Origin of the sequence: Streptomyces sp. CA-294286 (assembly GCF_050947155.1) — a bacterium.
Classification (GTDB): domain Bacteria; phylum Actinomycetota; class Actinomycetes; order Streptomycetales; family Streptomycetaceae; genus Streptomyces.
Genome location: NZ_CP192005.1, coordinates 2,162,684 through 2,172,569 on the forward strand (window position 1 = coordinate 2,162,684; position 9,886 = coordinate 2,172,569).

The window sequence follows — 9,886 nt, forward strand, 5'->3', positions numbered from 1 at the left end:
GTCGGTCAGGCCTCCGTTCCGGTGCTCTCGGCCGGAGCAGCGGCGGCGGGAGCGTCGGCCTTGGGGGCCTCGGCTGCCGGCGCGGACTGCTGCGGCTTGCGGCCGCGGCCGCCACGCTCGCCACCACGGCCACCACGGGCCGGGCGGTCGGCAGCGCCGCCACCACGGGCCGGGCGATTACCCGCACGGGCCGCGGCGTTCTCGGCGCGAACCTCGGCGATGTTCTTGACGTCGCCCTTGTAGATCCAGACCTTGACGCCAATGCGACCGAAGGTCGTCTTGGCCTCGAAGAAGCCGTAGTCCACGTTCGCGCGGAGCGTGTGCAGCGGCACACGGCCCTCGCGGTAGAACTCCGACCGGGACATCTCGGCGCCGCCGAGGCGACCGCCGCACTGGATCTTGATGCCCTTGGCGCCGGCCTTCATGGTGCCCTGCATGCTCTTGCGCATGGCACGGCGGAAGGAGACGCGGGAGGAGAGCTGCTCGGCAACGGCCTGAGCAACCAGCTGAGCGTCCATCTCGGGGTTCTTGACCTCAAGAATGTTCAGCTGGACCTGCTTGCCCGTGAGCTTTTCGAGGTCGCCGCGGATGCGGTCGGCCTCGGCGCCACGGCGGCCGATGACGATGCCCGGACGAGCGGTGTGGATGTCCACACGCACGCGGTCACGGGTGCGCTCGATCTCCACCTTCGAGATGCCGGCGCGCTCCATGCCGGACGTCATCATCCTGCGGATGGCGACGTCTTCCTTGACGTAGTCCTTGTACAGCTTGTCGGCGTACCAACGGGACTTGAAGTCCGTGGTAATGCCGAGTCGGAACCCGTGCGGGTTTACCTTCTGGCCCATTACCGGGTTCCTTCCTTGCTGCTGACGACCACGGTGATGTGGCTGGTCCGCTTACGGATCCGGTAGGCACGGCCCTGAGCACGCGGACGGAACCGCTTCAGGGTCGGGCCCTCGTCCACGTACGCCTCGCTGATGACCAGCGAAGAGGCGTCGGTGTGGTCGTAGTTGTGCGCGGCGTTGGCAATGGCGCTGTCAAGCACCTTGCCGACCGGCACGCTCGCGGCCTGCGGGGCGAAGCGCAGGACCGCCTGAGCCTCCGTGGCATCCATGCCACGGATAAGGTCCACCACTCGGCGGGCCTTCATGGGCGTGACGCGGATGTACCGCGCCTGGGCCCTGGCTTCCATGGTTGTCCCTTCGGTGTCGTTCATAGTCATCGCACCCCGCCTTAGCGGCGCTTCGACTTGCGGTCGTCCTTGACGTGGCCGCGGAAGGTGCGGGTCGGCGCAAACTCGCCGAGCTTGTGGCCGACCATCGACTCGGTGACGAACACCGGGACGTGGATCTTGCCGTTGTGCACCGCGATGGTGTGACCCAGCATGCTGGGGGTGATCATCGAGCGCCGGGACCAGGTCTTGATGACGTTCTTGGTGCCAGCTTCGTTCTGGACGTCCACCTTCTTTACGAGGTGTCCGTCGACGAAGGGCCCCTTCTTGAGACTGCGCGGCATCTAAACCCGCTCCTAGCGCTTCTTGTTCGACTTGCGGCGGCGGACGATGTACTTGCTCGAAGCCTTCTTCGGCGAGCGAGTACGACCCTCCTTCTGACCCCACGGGGAGACCGGGTGGCGACCACCGGAGGTCTTACCCTCACCACCACCGTGCGGGTGGTCGACCGGGTTCATCGCCACACCGCGAACGGTCGGGCGAACGCCCTTCCAGCGCATGCGGCCGGCCTTGCCCCAGTTGATGTTCGACTGCTCGGCGTTGCCGACCTCGCCGATCGTGGCGCGGCAGCGGGCGTCGACCAGGCGGATCTCTCCGGAAGGCATACGAAGGTGGGCCATGGTGCCCTCCTTCGCCAGCAGCTGCACGGAGGCACCGGCGGAGCGGGCGAACTTCGCACCGCCACCGGGCCGCAGCTCGATGTTGTGGATGGTGGTACCCACCGGGATGTTGCGCAGCGCGAGGTTGTTGCCCGGCTTGATGTCGGCCCCGGGGCCGTTCTCAATCCGGTCACCCTGCGACAGGCCACGCGGGGCGAGGATGTAACGCTTCTCGCCGTCCGCGTAGTGCAGCAGCGCGATGCGCGCGGTGCGGTTGGGGTCGTACTCGATGTGCGCGACCTTGGCCGGCACGCCGTCCTTGTCGTGACGACGGAAGTCGATCACGCGGTAGGCGCGCTTGTGGCCACCACCCTGGTGGCGAACGGTCACACGACCGGCGTTGTTACGGCCGCCCTTGCTGTGCAGGGGGCGGACCAGCGACTTCTCCGGCGTGGACCGCGTGATCTCGACAAAGTCGGCTACGGAGGAGCCACGGCGGCCCGGCGTAGTCGGCTTGTACTTGCGGATTCCCATTTCTCAGTCCTCGTCCGATTCCGGACGATCCAGACCGCCGTTAGGCGGTCGGACCGCCGAAGATGTCGATACGGTCGCCCTCGGCGAGGGTCACGATGGCCCGCTTGGTGTCGGCACGCTTGCCGAAACCGGTGCGGGTGCGCTTCCGCTTGCCCTGACGGTTGATCGTGTTGACTCCGGTGACCTTGACCGAGAAGACCGCTTCCACGGCCTGCTTGATCTGGGTCTTGTTGGAGCCGGGGGCGACGATGAACGTGTACTTGTTCTCGTCGAGCAGCGCGTAGCTCTTCTCCGAGACGACCGGCTTGACAAGAATGTCGCGGTGGTCCGTGAAGGTCTTGCTGGTAACGGCGCTCATCAGGCGTCGCTCCCTTCGGTCTCATCGGCCTTGGGGCCAGACACGAAGGACTCGAAGGCGGCCTTGGTGAAGACCAGGTCGTCCGAGACGAGCACGTCGTACGTGTTCAGCTGGCCCGGCTCCAGGATGTGCACCTGGGGCAGGTTGCGGGCGGAGAGCCACGCGGCCTCGTCCGAACGCTCGGCGACCAGGAGCACGTGCTTGCGCTCGCTGACCTTGCCCAGCAGGGACTTGGCGGCCTTCGTGGAAACCGCACCCTCGACCACGCCGGTGACGACGTGGATGCGAGCGTTGCGGGCCCGGTCGGTGAGGGCACCGCGCAGGGCGGCGGCCTTCATCTTCTTGGGGGTCCGCTGCGAGTAGTCACGCGGCTGCGGGCCGTGGACGACGCCACCGCCTGCGAACTGCGGGGCGCGGGTCGAACCCTGACGGGCGCGGCCGGTGCCCTTCTGGCGGTACGGCTTCTTGCCGCCACCACGGACTTCGCCGCGACGCTTGGTCTTGTGCGTGCCCTGGCGGGCAGCGGCCAGCTGAGCGACGACGACCTGGTGGATCAGCGGGATGCTGACCTTGGCGTCGAAGATCTCCGCGGGGAGGTCGACGGTCCCGGTCTTGTCGCCTGCCGGCGAAAGGATGTCAATGGTGCTCATCGGTTCCTCAAACCCCCTTGGCCGCGGTGCGGACCAGGACGAGGCCACCGTTGGGGCCGGGAACGGCGCCCTTGATGAGCAGCAGACCCTTCTCGGCGTCAACGGCGTGGACGGTCAGGTTCTGGGTGGTGACCCGCTCGTTACCCATGCGACCCGCCATGCGCATGCCCTTGAAGACACGGCCGGGGGTGGCACAGCCACCGATGGAACCAGGCTTGCGGTGCACGCGGTGGGCACCGTGCGAGGCCTTGCCACCGGCGAAGTTGTGACGCTTCATGACACCGGCGAAGCCCTTGCCCTTGCTGTTGCCCGTGACGTCGACCTTGACGCCGGACTCGAACACCTCGGCAGTGATCTCCTGGCCCAGCGTGTACTCGCTGGCGTCAGGGGTGCGGAGCTCCACCAGGTGGCGGCGGGGGGTCACGTCGGCCTTGGCGAAGTGACCCTTGAGGGGCTTGTTCACCTTGCGCGGGTCGATCTCGCCGAAGGCGATCTGGACCGACTCGTAGCCGTCGTTGTCGTTCGTACGTACCTGCGTCACGACGCACGGCCCGGCCTTGACGACGGTCACCGGGACAACCCGGTTGTTCTCGTCCCAGACCTGGGTCATGCCGAGCTTCTCGCCCAGGACGCCCTTGATGTTCTTCGTCATCTCGGCCGTCCCCTCAGAGCTTGATCTCGATGTCGACGCCCGCCGGCAGGTCGAGACGCATCAGCGAGTCAACCGTCTTCGGCGTGGGGTCGAGGATGTCGATGAGGCGCTTGTGCGTGCGCATCTCGAAGTGCTCGCGAGAGTCCTTGTACTTGTGCGGCGACTTGATGACGCAGTACACGTTCTTCTCAGTGGGCAGCGGCACCGGGCCTGCGACCGACGCACCAGTGCGGGTCACCGTCTCGACGATCTTCTTCGCCGAGGAGTCGATGACCTCGTGGTCGTAGGCCTTGAGCCGGATGCGGATCTTCTGTCCCGCCATGGCTACTAGTAGTCCTTTGTCTCATAACGCTCTGGAACCCGGGAAGCTGCGCTCTACTTGCTCAGCACTGCCCTCTTCCGACCCACGCGGTCGGGCGTGTCGCATCCTCGCCAGTGCAAAACCCCAAGGGATTTCCCTGCTGTAAGGGATGCGGTCCGCAACCGCAAGCCGGGGGAGAACACCCACCGGGTGCCTGGCCGGCACCGCACTGGCACTTCCCGAAAGATTCCCGTACGTCCGCCTCAGCGCCACCCGTGGGGCAGTTGGGGCGACGAGTACTGTGGGACTCGCTTCCGGTCCTCCCGGCGGGAGGCGTGCAGCATCGATACTCAACCGAGCAACCCCGACAGTCTGCCATACGGGGCACGGTCCACGCCAATCGGGCGGAAGAGATTACCCGGAGCGTGACGGAGGTCAAACTTCGACCTGCGGCAGCGGCTCTGCGGCCCTTCCCGCACAGGGACATTCCTGCGAGTGACCACCCGTGCGGAGGACGGCATGCCAAAGGCATGTGCCAACGGCTGCCCGTCTGCCAGCGTGCTCGCACGGTCAGTTCCTCGCACGAGGCGATGCACCGCCTCTTCCAGGAGGATCCCGGGGTCTTCGCACGCACGGCGCGCGCCCTGGGGCACTCCTTCACCGATCCCGTCGAGGTCTCGGTACTCCCGACCGACCTCACCGAACCGAGCCCGTTGGAACGCCGGGTGGACACGCTGCTGCGTTTCGACACGGCAGGCCCCGAAGGCAGCTTCCTGCTCGCCGTCGAGGCGCAGAGCAGGCGGAGCGACGCGAAACCGGCGAGCTGGGCCTACTACGCGTCGTACCTCTACACGAAGTACGGTCTGCCGCCGGTCCTGCTCGTCATCTGCCACGACCGGGCCACCGCCGCCTGGGCCGCCCGGCACGTCGACATCGGCCCGCCGCAGTGGCCCACCCTCACCCTGCGCCCACTCGTCCTGGGACCGCAGAACGTCCCTGTCGTACTCGATCCGGACGTCGCCCGCGCCGACATCCCGCTCGCGGCGCTCTCCGCGATCACACACAGCGACCATCCGGACATCGGTGCCATACTGAAGGCACTGGCCGGCCGCCTTGAAATCACTGGGCGAGGACGACGCAAGCATCGTCATCGAGCTCACCGAACAAGGCCTGGGCACCGCCCCGGCAGCCACGACCTGGAGGGAACTCATGGCCGTCGACCTCTCCTTCTTCCGCTCGGAGACCGCGCAGAAGCTTCGCGCCGAAGGACGTGCCGAAGGGCGCATTGAAGGGCTTGCCGCAGCCGTTGTGGTGGTACTGGAGCGGCGCAGGATCGCGCTGTCGGACACCGACCGGGCCCGGATCACCTCGTGCAGAGACCGCGACACCCTCACCGCCTGGGTGAGGCGTGCGTGCAGCGTCACCACGACCGGTGAACTGTTCCAGTAGGGGTCATCGGGAGAACCCTGCTCGGAACGTTCCGGGCAGGCGAGCGTGGTCGTGGCTGCGCGGGGCGCGTCAGCGGTGGTCGTCCATGGCGTACGTGACGAAGTCGGCCCACGTCGTGCTCATGAAGCCGAGCCGGGGGCCTTCCGGGTGCTTGGAGTCGCGGACGTGGACGGTGCCGGGGGTGGCCGCCACCTCGACGCACTCGCTGCCGTTGCTGCTGTCGCTATAGCTGCTCTTGAACCAGTTCACGGTCAGCGCCTCCCGGAGGCGTGGCCAACGAAGGCGGTCCAGGCCGCTGCGCTCACATGGAGCTGGGGGCTCCGCACGACTTTGGAGTCACGGATGTGGACCTTGCCTGCCGCGTTCGCGACCTCGACACACTCGTTGCTGTTGCTGCTGTCGCTGTAGCTGCTCTTGAACCAGTTCACGGTCAGCGCCTTCCGGAGGCGTGCCCGACGAATGCGGCCCAGGCCGCCACGCTCACGTGGACCTGGGAGCCCTGAACAAACTTGGAGTCGCGGACGTGGACGCCGCGTGAGGTTGGCGCGACCTCGACGCACTCACTGCCGTTACTGCTGTCGCTGTAACTGCTCTTGAACCACTCCAACCCGGAGACTTCCTCGGCAGAGGTCTTGCGGATCATGTCTCTCCCAGCACTTGCTCGATGAAGGCCAGCGACTCCCGGGGCGAGAGAGCCTGAGCCCGGATGATGCCATACCGCAACTCCAGGATCCGGACCAGTTTCGGATCGGATACCGGGCGTGCGGCATACGCCCCGTCGGAGCGCCCGGTTGCCGAACCGTCCCCGAACTTCAGCAGCTGGATGTCCCCATCCACACCTGCGTGGTCTTCGCGGTCGGTCGGCATCGCTTGGATCTCGACGTTGCGCAACTTCCCTACTTCCAGGAAGTGTTCGAGTTGTCGACGGAGGACCATTCTCCCTCCAATCGGACGGCGGAGCATCACCTCCTCCCACACGAAGCTGAAATTTGGGGCCGGCGAGCGCTCGAAGATCGACTGCCGAGCCATGCGGGCGGCCACCGCCAACTCCACCTCGTCCTGCGAGTACGCGGGCCGCCTCATGCCGAAAAGCGCACGCGCATAATCCTCAGTCTGCAACAACCCGTGCGGAGTGCGACTCCCGTACGCGGCCACCTCCACCGCCCGCGCCTCCATCTTCGCCAGGTCCCGCACCTTCTTCGGGTACCTGGCCTCCGCCACGTCGTCCTTCATCGCGGCGATCCTCCCGCCCGCCCCCAGCACCTCGTCCGACCGGTCCAGGTATTCCGGGCGCGGGATGCGCCGACCGCCCTCGACCTTGTAGACCAGGTCCTCCCCGTACCCGATCCGGGTCGCGAACTCCCCCGCCCGCATCCCCGCCGCCTCCCGCCACAGCTTCAGCTGGCGGCCCACCGTGGCCACCACCGCCGCGCCCTGTTCGTCGTCCGGGTCGACGTCCCAGCCGGGTTCGTCCACGTTGCCGTCGTCCACGTTCATCTACGCGCCACCTCCGACGTGCCGTTCTCCGTCAATGGGACCTGTCCCCCGCCAGGCACCCCGGACAGTCGGGACAGGACTGGACAGCGTCGGGACAGTTCCCGTACGCAACGGCGATCTCCCTGTTCACGGTACGCACGCCCGGACACGCTGGGCGATGTGAACCAACAAAGCAGCGACAAGCCTCAACTCCGCACGTGCGTGCGGGACTTCACCGTTCAGCTCTCCTCCACCCGGCGCGGGGCCCGGCTTGCCCGGTTGCTCGCCGTGGAGCAGTTGCGGTCCTGGGGGCTTCCCCTGGAGGCACCGGCGCACATCGTCGCCGAGCTGGCCGCCAACGCCGTCACGCACGGTCGCGTACCGGGCAGGGACTTCCGGATCGCCCTGTCCGTCGACGACGCCGGAACACTGCGTATCGAAGTCACCGACGCGTGCGGCGACCGGCTGCCCAGTGCCGCAGCGGGGTGCGCGGACGAGGAGTCCGGACGCGGTCTGCTCCTCGTGGAGGTGCTCGCCGACAAGTGGGGCATCACCCCGGGCCCCTACCCCTGCAAGACCGTGTGGGCCGAGTGCGCGGTGGCCGACTGAAGGGCGAAAGACGCAGGTGGGACCGGATCGCGGTGCGCCTCGACCCGGTGCGCCACGACCTGCTCCCCGTGGACGTAAAACACCTTCAACACTTGGGGAACCAGAACCTCACCCCACCCCACCAGCCTCCCGGCGGGACTGCCGCGCGGCTCGTCACCCACATGGGTGATCTCTGCCAACTCGGGTGGATTCGCGGCGGGTTGGCGGGCATATGCTCGCCCCGACAACCACAACTCCAGACATACGTCGGCCCCCGGCCGGGACTGGCATCCCGATCGAGGGCCTGACCAACGAGGAAGAAAGCCGCTTCCCGATGGATACGAACGAGCTTAACGCGCCCTCGCGCGCCCCGTCCCGTGTACGCCGACCCAACACCCGATCCGGTGTCATTCACGAAAACACCCGGCACCGCAACCGCTTCACCGTCGTCGGCGACCACTTCTCCCAACACCCCGACCTGAGCTTCCTGGCACGCGGCCTCGGGCTGTACATCCAGTCGCTCCCCGACGGCGTGATCATCGCGATCAAGTTCCTGTCGGCCCGCTTCCCCGAGAGCGAGGCGCGGATCGCCACCGGCCTCCGCGAGCTGGAAACCGCCGGCTACCTCTCCCGTGACCGGGTACGGCTGCCGAACGGGCAGATCGTGACCCGGACCACCTTCCGCAACCACGTGGAAGCGGAAGCGGGGGCGGCTGCCCCGGCCGTACGGCAGGACCGCACGCCCCGCCCGCCCCGCGAGCAGGCCCCGGCGCGCCCCTCCGTACGGCAACCCGCGCCGCCCCGCGCCCCCTCCGTGCCGCCGAGCCCCGTCGACGCACCGCCGCAGGAGCAGCAGGCGCAGCCGTCCGGCGAGCTGCCCCCGCTGTGGGCCGGATTCGACGACGTACCCCCGCAGCAGCAGCCGGGAGTACCGGCCACACCCGTTCCGCCCCAGCGGCCCCAGGCCCGGCGGCCTCGGCTCCCCCTGCCCACCCCCCGGACCTTCGACCCCGAGCGCGACCAGGCCGCCCGGGACCTCCTGGCCTCGCTGCGCGTGGACGACCCCCGGCTCACCCTCGCCGACCGGGACGTACACCGGCTGGGCCCCGCCGTGGCGAGCTGGCTGGAGCGGCGCGTGGCGCCGGAAGCGGTGCGACAGGAACTCCTCAAGGGGTTGCCGGAGCGGCCGGACAGCCCCCGGGCGCTGATCGCGCACCGGCTGACGGTGAACATGCCCGGCGCGCTGCCGCCCGCGCCCGTCGTCGTACGGCCGGATCCCCTGCAGGACTGCGACGGCTGCGGCCGGGTGTTCCGCGCGCCGGGGCCGGGGCGCTGCGGCGACTGCCGAACCGGGAGCGGGACGGCCGCCTAGCATGAACGTGACGACCCTTCCTGCCCCCGGGCACGGACGACGAGGAGCGCGCGCCATGACCATCGCCCCCGACAGCGCACGTCAGGGCAGCCCGGACTACCGGGCCATGAGCGACGCCGTCGACCACCTGCGGGACCGCCTTCCGGGCAAGTTCGAGATCACCAAAGAAGGAATCGTCCACGACATGATGACTCCGGGTCGTCCCCACGAATACACCGCCGGGCTCGTCAGCCGCCGCTTGGAGAAGACCATGGCGGACGGCATCTGGGCCTTCACGGGCACGCCCGATGTGGAGGACGAGCCCGAGGGGATCAAGCGTCACCCCGATGTCATGGTGATTCCCGAGGAGGACATGGAGGGCGAAGGCGCGTTCGACCCGCGCACCCTCCTGGCCGCCATCGAGATCGTCTCCCGCTCCAACCCCGACAACGACTGGGTGAGCAAGATGCGGGACTACCCCCTGCTCGGCATCCCCGTCTACGCGATCTTCGACCCCCGCACCGGAAGCGGAGCCGTCCTCTCCGAGATCCACTCCACCCCCGACGGCCCCCGCTACGCCACCCGCAAGGACTTCGTCTACGGCGAGGACGTCACCATCGCTGACTGGACGATCTCCACGGAGGGGCTCCCGCGCTACGCCGAATGAGCAGGTGGCGGCCACGGACAGCGCACGCCG

At 68.0% G+C, this 9,886-nt stretch carries 16 protein-coding genes; 4 read left to right on the top strand and 12 right to left on the bottom strand.

Annotated features, from left to right (window positions below; translation table 11 throughout):
- Positions 1-5: 5 nt before the first annotated feature.
- The 8 genes from rpsC to rpsJ are packed head-to-tail and all read right to left on the bottom strand — an operon-like array spanning position 6 to position 4,346.
- Complete coding sequence (gene rpsC, locus ACQPZG_RS14240; RefSeq protein WP_185028016.1) at positions 6-845, bottom strand: 30S ribosomal protein S3; 840 nt, start codon at positions 843-845, stop codon at positions 6-8.
- Positions 845-1,192 carry a 50S ribosomal protein L22 gene (gene rplV / locus ACQPZG_RS14245; protein WP_004571827.1) on the bottom strand — a complete coding sequence of 116 codons (348 nt, stop codon included), beginning with the start codon at positions 1,190-1,192 and terminating at the stop codon, positions 845-847. The genes rpsC and rplV overlap by 1 nt, the downstream gene beginning before the upstream one ends.
- A 41-nt stretch (positions 1,193-1,233) precedes the next feature.
- Positions 1,234-1,515, bottom strand: a complete 282-nt coding sequence (gene rpsS, locus ACQPZG_RS14250) for a 30S ribosomal protein S19 (protein ID WP_433546150.1) — start codon at positions 1,513-1,515, stop codon at positions 1,234-1,236.
- 12 nt (positions 1,516-1,527) lie between these two features.
- On the bottom strand, positions 1,528-2,364 hold the full coding sequence (gene rplB, locus ACQPZG_RS14255) for a 50S ribosomal protein L2 (RefSeq protein ID WP_185028012.1): 837 nt from the start codon (positions 2,362-2,364) through the stop codon (positions 1,528-1,530).
- Between the two features lie 40 nt (positions 2,365-2,404).
- Positions 2,405-2,722: a 50S ribosomal protein L23 gene (rplW, locus tag ACQPZG_RS14260; protein ID WP_185028010.1), complete on the bottom strand. Its 318-nt coding sequence runs from the start codon at positions 2,720-2,722 to the stop codon at positions 2,405-2,407.
- Positions 2,722-3,372 (bottom strand): 50S ribosomal protein L4, encoded by a 651-nt coding sequence (gene rplD, locus ACQPZG_RS14265; RefSeq protein ID WP_384349935.1) that lies wholly within the window; start codon positions 3,370-3,372, stop codon positions 2,722-2,724. The genes rplW and rplD overlap by 1 nt, the downstream gene beginning before the upstream one ends.
- 7 nt (positions 3,373-3,379) lie before the next feature.
- Positions 3,380-4,024 (bottom strand): 50S ribosomal protein L3, encoded by a 645-nt coding sequence (gene rplC, locus ACQPZG_RS14270; RefSeq protein ID WP_185028006.1) that lies wholly within the window; start codon positions 4,022-4,024, stop codon positions 3,380-3,382.
- A 13-nt stretch (positions 4,025-4,037) separates the two neighbouring features.
- Positions 4,038-4,346, bottom strand: coding sequence for a 30S ribosomal protein S10 (rpsJ, locus tag ACQPZG_RS14275; protein ID WP_003948644.1), 309 nt, complete (start codon positions 4,344-4,346; stop codon positions 4,038-4,040).
- 509 nt (positions 4,347-4,855) lie between these two features.
- Here rpsJ and ACQPZG_RS14280 point away from each other — a divergent pair.
- The gene (locus ACQPZG_RS14280; RefSeq protein ID WP_433546151.1) at positions 4,856-5,614 is read left to right on the top strand and encodes a hypothetical protein; all 759 of its coding nucleotides are present in this window, start codon (positions 4,856-4,858) and stop codon (positions 5,612-5,614) included.
- A 229-nt stretch (positions 5,615-5,843) separates the two neighbouring features.
- On the opposite strand, the gene ACQPZG_RS14285 is transcribed toward ACQPZG_RS14280, so the two are convergent.
- The 4 genes from ACQPZG_RS14285 to ACQPZG_RS14300 are packed head-to-tail and all read right to left on the bottom strand — an operon-like array spanning position 5,844 to position 7,271.
- Positions 5,844-6,023: a DUF397 domain-containing protein gene (locus ACQPZG_RS14285; RefSeq protein ID WP_433546152.1), complete on the bottom strand. Its 180-nt coding sequence runs from the start codon at positions 6,021-6,023 to the stop codon at positions 5,844-5,846.
- 2 nt (positions 6,024-6,025) lie between these two features.
- On the bottom strand, positions 6,026-6,202 hold the full coding sequence (locus tag ACQPZG_RS14290) for a DUF397 domain-containing protein (protein WP_433546153.1): 177 nt from the start codon (positions 6,200-6,202) through the stop codon (positions 6,026-6,028).
- A gap of 2 nt (positions 6,203-6,204) precedes the next feature.
- Positions 6,205-6,417 carry a DUF397 domain-containing protein gene (locus ACQPZG_RS14295; protein WP_433546154.1) on the bottom strand — a complete coding sequence of 71 codons (213 nt, stop codon included), beginning with the start codon at positions 6,415-6,417 and terminating at the stop codon, positions 6,205-6,207.
- A complete protein-coding gene (locus tag ACQPZG_RS14300) occupies positions 6,414-7,271 on the bottom strand; it encodes a helix-turn-helix domain-containing protein (protein WP_433546155.1) in 858 nt (285 codons plus the stop codon). Before ACQPZG_RS14300 ends, ACQPZG_RS14295 begins: the two co-directional genes overlap by 4 nt.
- A 159-nt stretch (positions 7,272-7,430) precedes the next feature.
- Here ACQPZG_RS14300 and ACQPZG_RS14305 point away from each other — a divergent pair, with 159 nt between their 5' ends.
- The 3 genes from ACQPZG_RS14305 (at position 7,431) to ACQPZG_RS14315 (ending at position 9,856) form a co-directional block, all read left to right on the top strand.
- Positions 7,431-7,859 carry an ATP-binding protein gene (locus ACQPZG_RS14305; RefSeq protein ID WP_433546156.1) on the top strand — a complete coding sequence of 143 codons (429 nt, stop codon included), beginning with the start codon at positions 7,431-7,433 and terminating at the stop codon, positions 7,857-7,859.
- Between the two features lie 313 nt (positions 7,860-8,172).
- A complete protein-coding gene (locus ACQPZG_RS14310) occupies positions 8,173-9,210 on the top strand; it encodes a hypothetical protein (protein ID WP_433546157.1) in 1,038 nt (345 codons plus the stop codon).
- Positions 9,211-9,265: 55 nt separating this feature from the next.
- A complete protein-coding gene (locus ACQPZG_RS14315; RefSeq protein ID WP_185027996.1) occupies positions 9,266-9,856 on the top strand; it encodes a Uma2 family endonuclease in 591 nt (196 codons plus the stop codon).
- Positions 9,857-9,886: the final 30 nt, after the last annotated feature.

Coding starts and splice junctions, on each gene's coding strand:
- rpsJ (WP_003948644.1), bottom strand. CDS start 4,346: ATGGCGGGACAGAAGATCCGCATCCGGCTCAAGGCCTACGACCACGAG.
- ACQPZG_RS14300 (WP_433546155.1), bottom strand. CDS start 7,271: ATGAACGTGGACGACGGCAACGTGGACGAACCCGGCTGGGACGTCGAC.
- rplW (WP_185028010.1), bottom strand. CDS start 2,722: ATGAGCGCCGTTACCAGCAAGACCTTCACGGACCACCGCGACATTCTT.
- ACQPZG_RS14310 (WP_433546157.1), top strand. CDS start 8,173: ATGGATACGAACGAGCTTAACGCGCCCTCGCGCGCCCCGTCCCGTGTA.
- rplC (WP_185028006.1), bottom strand. CDS start 4,024: ATGACGAAGAACATCAAGGGCGTCCTGGGCGAGAAGCTCGGCATGACC.
- rplD (WP_384349935.1), bottom strand. CDS start 3,372: ATGAGCACCATTGACATCCTTTCGCCGGCAGGCGACAAGACCGGGACC.
- ACQPZG_RS14280 (WP_433546151.1), top strand. CDS start 4,856: ATGTGCCAACGGCTGCCCGTCTGCCAGCGTGCTCGCACGGTCAGTTCC.
- rplV (WP_004571827.1), bottom strand. CDS start 1,192: ATGGAAGCCAGGGCCCAGGCGCGGTACATCCGCGTCACGCCCATGAAG.
- ACQPZG_RS14295 (WP_433546154.1), bottom strand. CDS start 6,417: ATGATCCGCAAGACCTCTGCCGAGGAAGTCTCCGGGTTGGAGTGGTTC.
- ACQPZG_RS14315 (WP_185027996.1), top strand. CDS start 9,266: ATGACCATCGCCCCCGACAGCGCACGTCAGGGCAGCCCGGACTACCGG.
- rpsS (WP_433546150.1), bottom strand. CDS start 1,515: ATGCCGCGCAGTCTCAAGAAGGGGCCCTTCGTCGACGGACACCTCGTA.
- rpsC (WP_185028016.1), bottom strand. CDS start 845: ATGGGCCAGAAGGTAAACCCGCACGGGTTCCGACTCGGCATTACCACG.
- rplB (WP_185028012.1), bottom strand. CDS start 2,364: ATGGGAATCCGCAAGTACAAGCCGACTACGCCGGGCCGCCGTGGCTCC.